10 protein-coding genes are annotated in these 15,859 nt (G+C 40.9%); 5 read left to right on the top strand and 5 right to left on the bottom strand.

The genetic code is table 11. The features are described from left to right. Positions 1-104: 104 nt before the first annotated feature. Positions 105-2,198: a M13 family metallopeptidase gene (locus NH399_RS06435; protein WP_253037879.1), complete on the top strand. Its 2,094-nt coding sequence runs from the start codon at positions 105-107 to the stop codon at positions 2,196-2,198. A gap of 62 nt (positions 2,199-2,260) precedes the next feature. On the opposite strand, the gene NH399_RS06430 is transcribed toward NH399_RS06435, so the two are convergent. After that, on the bottom strand, positions 2,261-4,315 hold the full coding sequence (locus NH399_RS06430; RefSeq protein WP_253037878.1) for a TonB-dependent siderophore receptor: 2,055 nt from the start codon (positions 4,313-4,315) through the stop codon (positions 2,261-2,263). Positions 4,316-4,652: 337 nt separating this feature from the next. On the opposite strand from NH399_RS06430, the gene NH399_RS06425 reads away from it, so the two are divergent. Beyond that, positions 4,653-4,868: a hypothetical protein gene (locus NH399_RS06425; RefSeq protein WP_253037877.1), complete on the top strand. Its 216-nt coding sequence runs from the start codon at positions 4,653-4,655 to the stop codon at positions 4,866-4,868. 9 nt (positions 4,869-4,877) lie between these two features. Here the strand turns inward: NH399_RS06425 and NH399_RS06420 are convergent, their stop codons facing one another. The 3 genes from NH399_RS06420 to NH399_RS06410 all read right to left on the bottom strand — a co-directional run bounded on the left by NH399_RS06420 (position 4,878) and on the right by NH399_RS06410 (position 8,663). Next, entirely contained in the window at positions 4,878-5,720 is an 843-nt protein-coding gene (locus NH399_RS06420) for a hypothetical protein (protein ID WP_253037876.1), read from the bottom strand. Between the two features lie 526 nt (positions 5,721-6,246). Further along, positions 6,247-6,615: a hypothetical protein gene (locus NH399_RS06415; protein ID WP_253037875.1), complete on the bottom strand. Its 369-nt coding sequence runs from the start codon at positions 6,613-6,615 to the stop codon at positions 6,247-6,249. Positions 6,616-6,665: 50 nt separating this feature from the next. Beyond that, positions 6,666-8,663 carry a methyl-accepting chemotaxis protein gene (locus NH399_RS06410; protein ID WP_253037874.1) on the bottom strand — a complete coding sequence of 666 codons (1,998 nt, stop codon included), beginning with the start codon at positions 8,661-8,663 and terminating at the stop codon, positions 6,666-6,668. 795 nt (positions 8,664-9,458) lie between these two features. Between NH399_RS06410 and NH399_RS06405 the strand changes: the two genes are divergently transcribed. From NH399_RS06405 to NH399_RS06395, 3 genes are read left to right on the top strand one after another with little or no spacing between them, the layout of a single operon-like run. Further along, positions 9,459-11,057, top strand: coding sequence for an alkaline phosphatase (locus NH399_RS06405; protein ID WP_253037873.1), 1,599 nt, complete (start codon positions 9,459-9,461; stop codon positions 11,055-11,057). After that, complete coding sequence (locus tag NH399_RS06400) at positions 11,057-12,925, top strand: alkaline phosphatase (protein ID WP_253037872.1); 1,869 nt, start codon at positions 11,057-11,059, stop codon at positions 12,923-12,925. The genes NH399_RS06405 and NH399_RS06400 overlap by 1 nt, the downstream gene beginning before the upstream one ends. Positions 12,926-12,981: 56 nt before the next feature. Beyond that, positions 12,982-13,704 (top strand): hypothetical protein, encoded by a 723-nt coding sequence (locus NH399_RS06395; RefSeq protein ID WP_253037871.1) that lies wholly within the window; start codon positions 12,982-12,984, stop codon positions 13,702-13,704. 105 nt (positions 13,705-13,809) lie between these two features. On the opposite strand, the gene NH399_RS06390 is transcribed toward NH399_RS06395, so the two are convergent. Further along, complete coding sequence (locus tag NH399_RS06390; protein ID WP_253037870.1) at positions 13,810-15,138, bottom strand: dicarboxylate/amino acid:cation symporter; 1,329 nt, start codon at positions 15,136-15,138, stop codon at positions 13,810-13,812. Positions 15,139-15,859: the final 721 nt, after the last annotated feature.

Genomic DNA, 15,859 nt, shown 5'->3' with positions numbered 1-15,859 from the left:
GAAGACGCTACGGTATAATCAGCCGCCAATATTGGGGTAGCTCGCTTCTACCTCGACAATAAAATCACTCTATTCATTCTAATAATTACCAGTTGGGGAACGCTATGAAGCTTAAATTAATTGCTGCTTCGATCAGCATTGCTTTGTTGGCTGCTTGTGAACAGCCAGCCAATCCGTCTAACCAGAGCGCTGCGCCTAAAGCTGAAGCGCAAAAAGCTGAGCCTAAAAAGCAAGCTGCTGAAAAAGCACTGAGTTCAGGTGTATTCACTGAGAACTTTGATAGCAGTGTTCGTCCGCAAGACGACTTCTATCGTTATGTTAACGGAACATGGCTGAAAAATACGCAAATTCCAGACGACCGTTCAAACTACGGTTCTTTTACCGTGTTGGCAGAAAAAGCAGAACAAGACATTAAAGCCATTATCGAAGAGTCAGCCGCTGATCCGAATAAAAAAGCGGGCTCAGATGCTCAGAAAGTGGGCGATTTATTTAACAGCGTTATGGACACAGCAACACTCGAGAAACTGGGTGTTGCTCCTCTAAAACCTTACCTTGATGATATTGCGGCCATTAAAGATAAGCAGGCATTAGCGGCTTATATGGCAACGGTTGCAAAACGCGGCGCGACGGCTCCTTTTGGAATGTTCGTTAATAATGACGCCAAGCAACCCGATACTTACATTGTGTATCTGACTCAAACGGGTCTGGGCTTGCCTGGCAAAGAGTACTACTTTAAAGACGATGAGAAGTCAGTCGCTATTCGAGACGCTTATGTAAAGCATATCGAAGCCATGTACGGACTGGCTGGACTGAGCAATGGTGCCGAAGCGGCCAAAAACGTGCTTAAGCTCGAAACAGAAATCGCCGATGCTCACTGGTCAAAAGTAGACAATCGCAACAGTATTAAAACTTACAACAAGAAAGAAATTGCCAAAATGTCAGAGCTGGCAGGCAATTTTGATTGGGCGGCTTTCTTCAAGGCTGCGGGTATCAATGAATCTCATATCATTGTTCGCCAACCAAGCTACATCGAAGCGTTTGATGGTATCTGGGCAAAAACATCTCTGGAAGACTGGAAGACTTACCTAACCTGGCACTTGCTTACAGGTAATGCTGAGTTAATGAACAAAGCCATTGAAGACGAGAACTTTGCATTTTATGGCAAAACCTTATCAGGTACGCCTACTCAAAAGCCTCGTTGGAAGCGTGGCGTTGATGCCATTAATGGTTTATTAGGCGAAATGGTAGGCAAGGTGTATGTAGCTAAGCACTTTAAGCCAGAAGCCAAAGAGCGCATGCTGCAATTAGTTGAGAACTTGCGCGCCGCTTACGGCGAAGCCATTAAGCAGCTGGATTGGTTAAGCGAAGAAACCAAAACTCAGGCGTTGGATAAGTTAAGCAAGTTTACGCCAAAAATTGGTTACCCAGATGAGTGGAAAGACTACTCTAAATTATCTATCGCTTCCGACGCATTGCTAGATAACTACATGAAGGCTCGTGAGTTTAACTACAACCTTCAGTTAGGCAAGCTGGGTAAGCCTATTGACCGCAATGAGTGGTTTATGACACCGCAAACGGTGAATGCTTACTACAACCCGGTCATGAATGAAATTGTTTTCCCTGCTGCTATCTTACAGCCTCCTTTCTTTGACATGGGAGCTGATGATGCCGTTAACTATGGCGCTATTGGTGGCGTTATCGGTCACGAAATGGGCCATGGTTTTGACGACCAGGGCGCTAGCTATGATGGTGACGGTGTACTGCGTAACTGGTGGACCGAAAACGATTTAGCTGAGTTTAAAAAGCGTACTGGTGACTTGGTAAAACAGTACGATGGCTTCGAGGCTTTACCTGATACATTTGTTAATGGTGAGTTTACTCTTGGTGAGAATATCGGTGACTTAGGTGGATTAACCATTGCTTATAAAGCTTATCAAATGTCTAAAGGCGATAAACCTGCTCCAGAAATGGATAAGTTTACTGGTGATCAGCGTTTCTTTATTGGATGGGCCCAGGTTTGGGCACGTAAATATCGAGACGAAGAGTTAAGCCGTCGTATCAGCACCGATCCTCATTCTCCCAGTGAGTTTAGAGCCAATGGTGTATTACGTAATATGCCAGAGTTTGAAAAAGCCTTTAACTTAAAAGAAGGTGACAAACTTTACTTGAAACCAGAAGAGCGTGTAAAAATCTGGTAAGTTGAGCTTTACTTGAAAACAAAGCCGAAGTCAGGCAACTGACTTCGGCTTTTTTGTGATTCTTAAAATTGTTGAGTAAATCCCAAATGGAGTGTCATAGGGCGAGCTGCTGGAACGCTAGTCGATTGCCAGGCACCTTGCCAGATGGCGTAGTCATAATCTTTGTCAGTGATATTGTGACCATACAGATAAACATCAAGTGAGTCTGTCGCTTCGTAAAGAATTCCCATGTTATAGACAGAATAAGAGCCTTCGGTTAGCCAATCTCCGTTATGGAACCCATTGAGATCCAATGTGACTTTATCCTGTGGTGACCATGTTATTCCAAAGGCCAGTACGTCGTTGATGGTTCCATTAGATATATCTGAATTTGTACTTGTGTCGGTTACATCAAGAAGAATGGAGCCTCTTACATAAGCTTTTGTTCGTTCAGAAAAGATATAGGTTGCATCAAACTCAACCCCTTTGGTTTCTTTTCCTTCAATATTTGAGAAGGTAGGAACAGGGAAGCCAGAAGAAACATCGGCGACGGTATTTATTTCGTCGTCAGTTTCATTCATAAAGTAAACCAACTCTACTTTGTATTTATCTCCTCTATGACTAATTGAAAGATCAAGTCCTTTCAATACTTCAAAGTCCAACTCTGAATTCCCGACAATTACTGGAAAAGCGTTGACGTTATACTCGTTTAAGTTAGCACTTCGATAAGAAGTCCCATAAAGTACTTTGAAGATGGTTTTGGGAGTTAAACTAAATATTCCGCCGAGTCTAAAGTCGGTATTGGTGCCAGATGCATCGTTGTCTGTAAATCGGAATCCCGCAATGCCTTCGACATCTTCTGAGAAGCGATAACGGCCATTGGCATAAATAGCGGTGTCACTGTTCTCTGAGTCTTCTGGAATTAAAGGAAAGTCTGCTTCAGCGAGAGGCGTATTAGTAATCCAGTGGGTTGATGGTTGGCCTGTTTTAAAGTTAACAGCGTCGGCTTCGTATTGGTCCCACATAATGCCTGCGATGACGTCCCATTTGTCGTAAGCAATGTCGGCGATAACTTCGAGGCCGTGCTTGCTGCCTAACCAATCACCTACGGCGGTTCTAACAGTATCAGTAATGCCGTTATCGAGTTCTTGATAGTTGCCGACGGTATAGCTGTATTCATAGTCGTCATATCGACCGATAAATCGAAGTGACATATTTTCATTTAGCTCCATTTTATAGCGAGCATCTAGAGACAGTAAATTGATGTCGAATGGACCGCCTCTGAAATAAAAAGATGGTTGAATACCTTGCTTGGTCTGCCGTTCTTGATCAAAGTAGCTCAGATCTAATTCGAAATCATTGACTTTAAGCTGCGTAAATAAACTCGTGTGTTCTTCTCCCAGCTCGGCGCTACCTCCATTACCTGGATACTTTACAAAGCCGTCTTTAAAACTGAAAAAAGAATCATCTTGATCGGCATCAAACCCCTGCACAAAGCCATCGGTTCGTTTGGCCTCTAAAGCAATAAAAACTTGGCTATTTTCATCCCACTGCTGAATTACATTAAACTGTCCGGTAAAGGTATCATGGCTTGAAGTTTCTACAGAGGCTGTTGCTTTAGCATCATTTTCTAAAGATTGTTTAGTGATGATATTAATAACACCCGTGAGAGCATTGGTACCATAAAGAACAGACACCGGTCCTCGAACTACCTCAATTCTTTCTACTGCTTCGATGGGGATCATATCCGAAAAGAATGTACCTGTAAGTGTATGATATGAAGGATGACCATTGATTAAAAAAAGAATTTTTGTGTTGTAGTCTTCGCTTAAATTTCCTCTTATGGAAAATTGGTCAGTAAGGGAGAAGTAATTGTCAAAACTAAATACGCCAGGAACGCGAGCTAACGCATCAGTGAGGTTTCTTGCTCCCAACTCTCTAATTTGTTCTGCTGAGATTACAGTGACAATGCCCGGTGCCTTTTCAACACTTTCCTTTTTCTTGGATACACCAGAAACATCGAGCGACAGTAGGTCTTCAAGCGAAATTTCGTCAGAGATATCTTCTTGGCCATAACATGAGAAAGAGACTGTCTGACATAACATGAGGATTAGTAGAGTGATAATGTGATTTTTCATTATTTACACCTGAGGCGTTTATTTTATAATCAAATGACTTATCCTTTCTTAGTATATAATCTCAATTTATTCTAGTTAGTTAAGTTTTGGTAGGAAATAACTTTGTCTATTGAGATTTTTGTGGTGTATTGCATCGAAATCGAAGAGCAATGATAGGAAAATTGATAATCATTCTCAGGTCAAAAGAAACTGAAGCCCAACGTTTTGTGCTTCAGCTTTAGGTTATGAAAGCACTTTGATATTCTGTAACACTAAAAATAATGCAGAAAGTAGAGAGCCAAAGGTCTGACAAGATTGCATTACAAAACTCCTTGATGATTTTTTAGCTGGGTTTTATATGATTCATTTCAATGTTTACGGAAAAAGGCTATCGGTGCAGCGAGAAAACAACGGTTGGAGTGTTTTTAAAAACAATGGAACGGGCTTAATTGTTAAAGAGACTTCTATTTGCATCCCAGAAGATATTAAGGAGTCAGAGCTGGGTCAGTATTTTTCTGATTTATTCCACGAGCTGGCAAGCGAAGAATACCCCAATGTTGTCCGCCTTAACTAGAACATCTAATTATCTTTGATGTTGAATGCCATTGATACTGAACTGGTTTTTATAAATGTGGTAAACAGAATTTCGGTGGTTGGATAAGCTATGCTCTCCGGGATTGCGAAAACTCAAGGAAATAATAATATCTTCTCCATTGGCATCAGAATGTTTGTCGCAATAGAAAATGGATGAGATAGGATGGGTTCCAGGCTCTAAGTGTAGCTCTCCAGTAAGAATTACTTCTTTTTCGTTAGCGAGTTTAATTCTCTTGTCGATTAACTGATTTTGGTCGATAGACACTTTGATATAACAGGTAACATCAAGGAGGCTGCTGGAGTAATTATTGAGGAACGCTTCTGATAATCCAATTTGAACTCCAATCTGATGACGGCCCCTTGAAAGAGTTGGGAAGAGGGCGTTAAGTCGATATAGAGCACTGCCAAGGTGTTTAACACCATATTGTTTATGGCTGGTTAAAGTGAACTGTCTTTCATCGAGAACAAACGAGCCCATGTCCAGTTTATTGTTTAACTCATCTAAATGATTAGGTACGGGATAAACGCGTGCAACCCAACCCGGAGCTAGTGTCATATCTTTTAGAGATTCTGCAACGGATTGATTGGTGTCTATCGGATAAGGACTTAACGTTCTTAGGATATCGAGTTCTTGATTTGCAATACGTTTCTCTTTCTCCAATTCGACAATTTTGGATTGTAGTTGCGCATTACTCCAACTTTGTTTGTAAAACAAAACTAACAATACAATGAAAGCTAAGCCAGCCAAAGATACTGTTGCAATAAGTGATTGAGTTTTTGAGCTGGATGAATGATCTCGTTTCAAATTCTGCTCAGGATATTCATCCGTCATAACAAACTCCAATACGTCAGCTCTATGTCGCAAGAGACATGCACGGCTTTTTACCAATTAGGTATGTAATTTCGAGACGGAATACTAATTAAATGAAATGAACTTGTAAAGTGTGAGATCACCATCACATAAATTTATCTTGAAAATTATTTTTTTAATGTTCTAAGAGATAGAAAGACAATATTTTTTTTGTAGATATCGCAAATAATATTATTTTAAACAAGTTATAAGTAAAACTAATAAAGGTATGAATTTTTTTATCAAAGAAAAGATATTTTAGGTAAAACAATAGGGCTTTACCATTAAAGCATACTCTGAAAGCCACTGTTTTTGTAGTGGTTATCGCTGTGTTCTTCTACCTAACTATTATTGAGATTGTGGCTTATCTGGTTGGTAACAAAATAGGGAGAGTCGGAATTTCTTGTTGGAAGTTCATAAGATATTGCTTTGAGATTAACATTGTTCAGTAAGATGTTGATAAAGAGAGTTAATGTGAGTGAACAAGAGTGTTCACTCACAACGAAGGTTATTTTTTATCTTCTGGGCATTGGTTAAATTCTGTAGCTTTGTTTTCATAGATAGTACAAAAGTCGTCGCTGCCTGAATCGGTAGTCAGAGCAGTACCGTCGAAAACAGCATTAATTACTTTTGACTTTGTAATACTATAGCGTTTGTTTGCGCAAGATTTTGTTGCTAGTTTTTTGCACTGTGCGGCATCGGCTGCCTCTTTAAACTTCGAGCAAGATTGTTTGCCTTTGCATTTTTTATAGCTGATTTTTTCTTTTCCATCGCAAGCGGTGCGAGTGTATTTGATTTCACAAGTTCCAGCTGTGGCATGAGAACTTAATAGACTTAATATAAACGCTGCCACAATCAGGGCTAGAGTGTTTTTCATTACTTTCTCCTTACGTAAGGCTTTATCGGATTATTTTAAATTGCAATATCTTAAAGTTTAAATTGGCTTACAAGCGCTCTTTGAGTTTCTGCCATTCGTGCCAACTCTTGGCTGGCTGCTTGGTTCTCCTGTGCGCCTGCTGAGGTTTCTTCGGCAAAGGCGGCGATGGCAGAGACATTTTCTTGCTGATCTTTGGTTGATACTGCTTGTTGCTCTGCTGCGCTGGCAATTTGATGGCTCATGTCTTTTATCTGATTAACGGCGTTAGCTATATGCGCCAACATATCCCCTGCTTCCTGTATGCTCTCAACACTGCTTTGGGCCTCTTGCCGACTTTTCGTCATAATTGCCACTGCTTCTCTGGCGGCATGTTGTAAGCGCTGAATAATTTCTTGTATTTCAGTTGTCGAATCTTGGGCTGTACTGGCTAGTGTTCTTACTTCATCGGCAACAACGGCAAATCCACGACCCTGCTCTCCCGCTCGAGCAGCTTCTATTGCTGCATTTAATGCCAATAAGTTAGTTTGTTCCGCAACACCTTGGATCACATCCAGAACGCTGCCTATGTTGGTGCAGTCTTCATTCAGTTTTTGAATGACGTTGGCTCCGTCATCAATATCATTAGCTAAAGATTGAATGCGTGAAATATTTTGGTTGAGAATGGCTTCGCCTTTTGTGACTTCGGTATAAGCACTTTCTACCTGATGAAGCGTTTGACTGGAGTTTTGGGATACTTCATTAACGGCGGCAGACATTTGCTCAATAGAAGTAACGATAATGTCTGTTTGCTGCTTTTGACGATTAATATTGCTGGTTGTTTGTTGAGAAATATTAGCGCTTTGTTCGGCTGTTGCAGCTAGCTGTTCTGAGTTTGAGTTGATTTCTGACAGCATACCGCAGAGCGCATCTACCAGATTTTGCATGCTTTTAACCAGTTTTCCAAGTTCATCATCTGAGGACAAATCAAATTTAACAGACAGGTCGCCTTTGGCAATTTCATGAATGGTATTAACGGTACTGTTAAGCGGCTGGCTAATGGAACGAATGACAAAGTAGCTGATAATGATGGCAGATACCAATGCAATGAAGGCAAAAAGAATAAGGCTAGCTTTGCTGCTATCAATGGAGTCAAGTGTTTCGCTTTCTACTTGTTCGGTGAGAGACTGAAGGGTTGCATTGAGCTTATCCAGTTCGCTCATTGCATTAATGCTGGCTGCGTCAATCGCTGCCAAATCCTCGTCTACTTGCTTTTGAAAGTCTAGCCGTTTCATATGTGAACGAATAAGCTTAGAAGATGCTGCCTTATAGAGTGCGAAGGAGTCTGTCAGACTTTTAAAGTGGCTGGAGTTTTTAATCTGAGTATCGTTACTAATCAGTGTTAATTGGTTTTCTATGTCGCTTAACGAGCCTTGTACTTCACTCATGGATTCGAGCACCGCCATTTTAAGCAGCATCTCGGCTGTTTCTAAAATTTGAATAGTCGTTGAATCAAGTGATTCTGTAATGTCGGAGATCAATTGCCGTGATTGACTGCTGTTAGACACTCCCTCAAGATCGATAGAGTAGCTGAGTATCTCGTCACCCATATCAGAGAAAAAACTACTCTGTTCGTTGGCGATACCTATGGCCGTCAGTTTATTTCTGTGGTCATTAATTATTTTATCGCCATTAGAAAAAATCTTTTGTTGCTCAGTTGCTATGTTACTAAGGACTTTTTTTAGCGAATTGTTGCCTTCGGTTAGCCTTCTCAGGCTCTTTAACGCTTTGTCATTGACTGATTTTTGAGTTTGATATTGTTTTTCGATAGCGGAAAGCTCGCTGGAAGATTGGGTGTTTTGGTAGCGAACAAGCAAAATGTTCGCTTGTAAGAACGATGATGTTATTTCTCGTGAGGACTTAGCCATCGGAATAGTGTTACTAACAACTTCACTAAAATTTGCGCTTATGTTACTTATGCCAGAAATGCCTGAGAACAACATAGCTGCAGAAAGAAATAGAACAACGGTGTAACCTAGTATAATGCGACCAGTAACTGTTAAATTAAGCACTAGTTGATCCTTATCGGTAGACGTTGAACAAAACGAACTCATCACTGATAAAGCTTCAGAAAACTTAATAAATAGAATAAGTTATATTAAGTTTTGTAAATGGTCACATGACGGCTATGATTACTATGTGTGTGATTATGAAGCTTTACTGTCATATTTTTGTCGTTTTTATTGAATTAATTATAATAGATATTTTGAGATATGCAGGCCAAAGCCAGCTAATCGTCATTATAAATATAGCCCTTTTTATTACTCCTGCTTTCTTTGGCTCTTTTTTATATTAACTTTCGTTATTGTGTCAGCCATGTTTTAAATATTAGATAATTCTGATTAATAGAGCAGAGTGTTTTGCCAGTTAACAAAATGGAGCTTCACTGTGGGGGGATAAAAAAGGTTGTTGGTGATAAAAGTTATCCCCATTGAAGTTTCATGCGAGAGCATCTAGCATTTTTATTCATTTATTTTTCTGGCTTTGTGTTTTTTTCAAAGAGAAGTAATACATCTACTTGAAACTTTTTAGTCATAAAAATGCATTTTTCTCTCACTAAAAAATGATATAACATCTCTTTTTAATTATCTGTTGAACAGGTTATAAACAAACAGCACAAAAAATCGCTAATTAGTAATGATGACATTTATCTTTCATCTAACAGTCGATAAATAGTCATAAAACTTTTCTACCCTACCTTCCGCGATGTAGTGAATATCTCGCGTTCGTACTGCTTTGGGTTTTCAAATTTCTTACTCCCAGAGTTAGCAAAGAAATACTTAATTTAAATAATTAGGATAAGCAAAATGAAAACGAACTGGATTGCCATATCTAGCGCGCTAGCGTTTGCTGTTTCCACTTCTGTTTCTGCCGACGTACTACCAGAAAGTCAAAAGAACAGCAGTTGGTATACTGACGCTCAAAGTAAATTAACTTCAAAGCTTGCACAACGCCCTGCTAATAAAGCAAAGAATGTTATCTTGTTTGTTGGTGATGGTATGGGGGTTTCAACTCTGACTGCGGCACGAATTTTACAGGGACAACAAGCGGGTAACTCAGGTGAAGAAGGTTACTTAAGCTTCGAAAAGTTTCCTTTCTCTGCGCTGGTTAAAACGTATAACGTTGATGCGCAAACACCAGACTCTGCTGGTACTATGACTGCGATGATGTCTGGTCTTAAAACGGATGCTGGTGTTATCGGTGTTGATGAAGATGTAGTTCGTGGCAACTGTTCAACAGTGGCTGGTAACGAAGTTGTTACGGCACTGGAATTGGCTGAAGTAAAAGGTTTGGCAACGGGCGTTATTAGCACAGCTCGTATTACACACGCGACGCCAGCAGCCACTTATGCAAAGTCAGCTGACCGCAACTGGGAAGATGTCTCTGACATGCCAGAAGAAGCCGTTGCAGCGGGTTGTAAAGACATTGCCGATCAACTGGTTAACTTTGAGACTTATCTTGAGAAGCGTTATTCAGGTATCGATGTTGACGGTATCGAAGTTATCATGGGCGGAGGTCGTCGTCACTTCTTGCCGAAGGATGAAGCGTTCAACAGCCCAGATGCTTCAAGCAGCGTTGAAGGTGACCGGACTGATAACCGCGATCTAACTGATGAATGGAAAAAGAAATACCCTAAAGGACAGTATATTTTTGATCAGGCCGGTTTTGATGCATTAAACACTAACAACGTAGAGCGTGTATTTGGATTGTTCAACGAGTCTCACATGCATTACGAAGCCGATCGTGTAAACGATACCTCTGGCGAGCCTTCTTTAAGTCAGATGACGACAAAAGCTATCGATGTTCTTAATAACAACCCCAAAGGTTTCTTCTTAACCGTTGAGTCGGGTCGTATCGATCACGGTCACCATGCGGGTAACGCATACAATGCATTGAGCGACACCATCGAATTTGCAAAAGCTGTTCAAGCCGCAGTTGATACAACGGACCCTAATGAAACTTTAATTCTTGTCACCGCTGACCACAGCCATGTATTTACCATTGCGGGCTATCCTAAGCGTGGCAATCCTATTCTGGGCAAAGTGGTTGAAGTTGGCAAAGACGAGCCTGCTTTGGCTTCTGATGGTATGCCTTATACCACTCTTGGTTACACCAATGGTCGTGGCCACATGAATCTGGGTGCAGAGACTGATGCCGATGCGGGTTATGGTCAAGACATCAATGCGGGTCGTAAAGACATTTCGACCATAGATACGACAACTGCTGGTTATCACCAAGAAGCTCTGGTTCCTAAGAGTTCTGAAACTCATGCTGGTGAAGATATCACGTTACATGCGATGGGCCCTGGTGCGCAGTTTGTTCAAGGTACGATTGAGCAGAGCGTCGTGTTTCATGTGATCAATCAAGCATTAAACTTGATGGGTCCACAACAAGGTAAAAAATAATGAAACTGTTTAAATTAAGTGTAATGGCCGTCGCAGTAGCGGGTTTAGCTGGCTGTGCCGACGATGGCAAAGATGGTACTAATGGTGCTAACGGCGCAAACGGTTTAAATAGCCTGGTTGTGCAAACGGCTTTACCTGTTGGCAATGACAACTGTCCTAACAGCGGTGTTCAGATTGACTCTGGTTTGGATAACAATGCGAACGGAACATTAGAAGCTGACGAGATTGCATCAACAGAATATGTTTGTAGCCCTGGCAACACAAATATTAATACCACTGAGCTTTTAACCAGCATTAACAATGACTGGTACAAAGCTGGTGAAACCGAAGTGAATAACGCCCAAGCAGAATGGCAAAACGTATTAGGTAGCCTGACAAAAGTTGATGAGCAAGAGTTGGCTAAGTTACGTGGCAAAGCCAAAAACGTTATCTTGTTTGTTGGTGATGGAATGGGTGTGTCGACAGTAACGGCTGCACGTATTCTTGAAGGTCAGAATAACAACCTGAGTGGCGAAGAATATCAGCTAAGCTTTGATAAGTTTCCTTTTGCAGGTTTGTCGAAAACTTACAACGTTGATGCTCAGACGCCTGACTCTGCTGGTACTATGACAGCCATGGTTTCTGGCGTTAAAACAGACGTTGGTGTTATCGGTGTTGACGAAGATATTGTTCGTGGTGATTGCTCAACGGTTGCTGGTAATGAGTTAGTAACTGCATTAGAGCTTGCTGAGATTGCTGGTATGTCGACGGGTATTGTATCTACGGCTCGTATCACCCACGCAACGCCTGCTTCTAACTATGCAAAGTCTGCCGACCGTAACTGGGAAGATGTTTCTGATATGCCAGAAGCTGCGGTTACTGCTGGTTGCAAAGACATCGCTGATCAGTTAGTTAACTTTGAAGAAGAATTAGAAAAGCGTTTTGCGGGAATAAACGTTGATGGTATTGAAGTGGTTATGGGCGGCGGACGTCGTCACTTCTTACCTAAAGATGTTTCGTTCAACAGTTCTGATGCAGTAAGCAGTGTTGAAGGTGATCGTACCGATGGTCGTGATCTGACTGCTGAGTGGAAAGCTAAATATCCTGCTGGAACTTATGTGTATGATCAGGCTGGCTTTAACACGATTGATACTGAAACAACTAACAATCTGTTTGGTTTGTTTAATGAATCACACATGCAATACGAAGCGGATCGCCAAAATGACGTTGCCGGAGAGCCTTCGTTAACTGAAATGACAGAAAAAGCGATTCAGGTTCTGGACAACAATGATAAAGGCTTCTTCTTGACAGTTGAGTCGGGTCGTATTGACCATGGTCACCACGCTGGTAGTGCTTACGGTGCTTTGACGGACACGATTGAGTTCCATAAAGCTATTGCTAAAGCGGCTGAGATGACTAACTTGGAAGATACTTTAATCATCGTTACCGCCGATCACAGCCACGTATTTACTATCGCTGGTTATCCTAAGCGTGGTAATCCTATTTTGGGTAAAGTGGTTGGTATTGGCAGTGAAGAGCCAAGCTTGGCTTCTGATGGCATGCCTTATACGACTCTAGGTTATACCAATGGTCGTGGTCACATGAACCTGGGCGCCGAAACCAATGCTGATAAAGGTTATGGTGAAGATATTAATGCGGGTCGTATGGACATCAGCATGATTGATACAACCACACCTGGTTATCACCAAGAAGCTTTGGTTCCTAAAAGCTCAGAAACTCACGCTGGTGAAGATGTGGGTATCTATGCTCAAGGACCGGGTGCTCACCTGGTAACAGGTACTAATGAGCAAAACATGATTTTCCATATCATGGATTATGCTGCGGACCTGGTAACAAAAGCGAATGCGGTTGTTAACCAACCCAAGTAACTAAGTAAGTGTAATGAATAGGGGCTCGTTAGAGCCCCTTGTTTGAGTATTGAGCTATGCAACGAATCGTTATTTTATTTTTGAGTCTGTTTTCTGTTTATGGTCAGGCTTCATGCAATATTTCCTCTGATGCCTTAAAAGCAGAGTACACCATTACCACGGTTGCCAATGAAGGCGATAAAGTGTTGTCAAAAGTTAAACTTATTTTATGGCGCAAAGGTCAACAAGTTGCCCATCAATATCCTGATACACAGATTGTAGAAGGTTGGGACTTTATTAATAAAAAAATGATCAAGCCCACTCGTTATTTTGAAAAACATCAACGTGCTATCGAATATCAGCCCGGCGAAGCGGTTCATGGAAAAAAAGAAACCGATTGGTCAGCGCGCCATCAATTGATTGCTGAAAAACTAAAGCAGTCAATGTCGTTAAAAAACACAACCAAGCAAGCATGTGAAGTATTAGAGCACTATGTGTTAAATAATGCTCACAATCACCTGAAGTTAGATTGGCTTTCATCAAGCCATTTGATCAAAGGCTTTGTCGTTAAAGGTAAACATAAAACTCAGCTTTGGACTCTGGACAAGGTCAGCTACGATGCTAAGCAAGTTAGTCAATTCTTTAAGACTTTATTGGACTATGATACAACGGATTATGCAGACATTGGTGATGATCATACAGATCCTTTCTTAAATAATATGGTTAACCTTGGCTTTATTGAACATGGCGCTTCTGGCTTTTATCATGCAGAAGGTGATAGTCATGGACATAAGCACTAGGTTTTAGCTGTATAAGTTTAGCCATATATTGACCAGGACAACTCAAGATGAATATCGAGTTGTCCTTTATTTATCAGTTGGAACACGTTCTTACCTGTTTAGCAGCTAGGCTTTCGCTGTTTGCTTAGTCGTTGGTTCTTCTAATAACTTGTTCATCACACTGCAAGCCGTTAAATCACCTGTTACATTGACCGTTGTTCTACACATATCCAGAATTCGATCAACGCCAATGATTAAAGCGATTCCGCTGGGTGGTATGCCTAGTCCTTGTAATATAGTGGCCAGAATAACAATTCCAACTCCAGGAGTGCTGGGTGAGCCTATGGAAGCTCCCACGGTTGTGAGAACCAAAATAATCACTTCTATCGCCGATAAGTCTATGCCATAAACCTGTGTCAGAAATAGTGCCGCCACAACCTGATACAATGCCGTGCCATCCATGTTTACCGTTGCTCCTAGCGGCACGATGAACTTGGATATTGCTGGTTTAACATTCAGTTTTTGAGTTGCTGTTTTCATAGAAAGAGGCATTACCGCAGCCGAACTCGATGTCGAAAATGCCAATAGCTGTACTTCACGTACACTTTTTATGAATGACAGAATGTTTTTCTTTGCTACAAACTTCACAATCAGTAAATAGAAAGCCAACAGGCTTATCAATCCCAGCAAGACGGTCCCTACATAAACGGATACGCCAACAATGGCTTCAAAACCTACGCGTATCGTGATGTCAGCCAGCAAACCAAAGACGGCATAAGGAGCCAAAAGCATTGCCCAGCTCACAATCTTAAGAGCAATTTCTTGAATGGATTCACCAAAAGATAGAAATGGCTGCATTTTCTCCTTCGACAGTGACATGACTGCTACACCAACAATAATAGAAAAGATAACAATCTGTAGCATATTTCTTTTGATATTGGCTTCGGTGATATTGGTTGGAATCAGTGCTGCGATTTGCTCAGGAGCTGAGGTTGTCTCCAATGCTTTAATACCGATTGCGCTGGCTTGTGCACCAGATGAGCTTAATAGGTTTGAGTCAATATAAGCGCCTGGCTCAATAAGTAGAGCAAGCACTACACCGATACTAACTGCAATGGTCGTTGTGCCTAAAAAATATGGAAAAATTCTCAAGCCTACTCTTTTTAGATAATCTGGATCACCACTTGAGCAAATGCCTAGAATGATGGATGATATTATAAGCGGTATCACTACCATTTGAATCAGGTTTAGAAAAATCGATCCTGGGAGCTTTAACCACGAAGCTATCGCCAAACTCATATCTTTAGAAACCAGCGCACCACCTTCAGGTGACAACAGCAGCCCAACACTCAATCCCAATATCATCGCCAGTATAATTTGAGCCCAAAGCGCTTTGCGGATCATAATGGAGATGATTTCTAAATTTCGTTTCATACTACTTTGATTATCACCCATTGAAACCTTCCTCATTAATACTGTTTTTACTCAAGTCATTACTTTTGGGGTAGCTTATTGAGCAAGTCATAAAACATCTAATTATCCTACTGCATATTGAATTGACTTATCGTTACTCTTTGCAGATGTTTTATCTCTGAGTTTTATGGCGGCCAAAATAAAGCTGAGAGGTAATAGTCTATTTAAAGTCCTAATAAGCATTAATGTATTGATATAAGTCAGTTGAACGCTAAAAAACTAAAGCAGTCAATGTCGTTCAAAAATACAACCAAGCAAACATGTGAGCCATTGGAGCACTTTGGACTGCTCTTTTATGTTAGTTTCTTCCTAGTATTTGTGTTCGGCAATCAAAAGCGTTTATCTTGCCTGAAGATAGAGTTTTTAACGCTGGGTACAGCCTATTTCATCTCAGCTTCTGTTTGAAAAGTGAACAGTGAATTAGAGTCCAGTTAAAAGATTTCACTGGAATAGTAATCTTGTTGCAAGTTTGTGTGCTGGAGGGATTATTGCCAAACATGTCTCTGAATTGGTAAGATTTACGCGTGCTGGCGGGAGTTGGTACTAAACGTTATGGAAAGCATAAATAGTTAGTTCGTAAATTTATGTCATATAGAGTGACTTGGCAAAATCGCTTATATCTAATTCATCGGTATGAATGATACATATTAATAAGATGTCAACATCAAACCTTTTTGTCGTTGGGAAAGATTGGGGGAAGTTA

The organism is Pleionea sp. CnH1-48 (assembly GCF_024124665.1).
In the GTDB taxonomy this organism is placed as follows: Bacteria; Pseudomonadota; Gammaproteobacteria; order Enterobacterales; family Kangiellaceae; genus JAMXSB01.
This window is presented reverse-complemented; position numbering and strand designations above follow the sequence as displayed.

Bases quoted from the DNA above. Each gene is read 5' to 3' on its own strand.
- NH399_RS06435 (WP_253037879.1), top strand. From the start codon at position 105: ATGAAGCTTAAATTAATTGCTGCTTCGATCAGCATTGCTTTGTTGGCT.
- NH399_RS06430 (WP_253037878.1), bottom strand. From the start codon at position 4,315: ATGAAAAATCACATTATCACTCTACTAATCCTCATGTTATGTCAGACA.
- NH399_RS06425 (WP_253037877.1), top strand. From the start codon at position 4,653: ATGATTCATTTCAATGTTTACGGAAAAAGGCTATCGGTGCAGCGAGAA.
- NH399_RS06420 (WP_253037876.1), bottom strand. From the start codon at position 5,720: ATGACGGATGAATATCCTGAGCAGAATTTGAAACGAGATCATTCATCC.
- NH399_RS06415 (WP_253037875.1), bottom strand. From the start codon at position 6,615: ATGAAAAACACTCTAGCCCTGATTGTGGCAGCGTTTATATTAAGTCTA.
- NH399_RS06405 (WP_253037873.1), top strand. From the start codon at position 9,459: ATGAAAACGAACTGGATTGCCATATCTAGCGCGCTAGCGTTTGCTGTT.
- NH399_RS06400 (WP_253037872.1), top strand. From the start codon at position 11,057: ATGAAACTGTTTAAATTAAGTGTAATGGCCGTCGCAGTAGCGGGTTTA.
- NH399_RS06395 (WP_253037871.1), top strand. From the start codon at position 12,982: ATGCAACGAATCGTTATTTTATTTTTGAGTCTGTTTTCTGTTTATGGT.
- NH399_RS06390 (WP_253037870.1), bottom strand. From the start codon at position 15,138: ATGGGTGATAATCAAAGTAGTATGAAACGAAATTTAGAAATCATCTCC.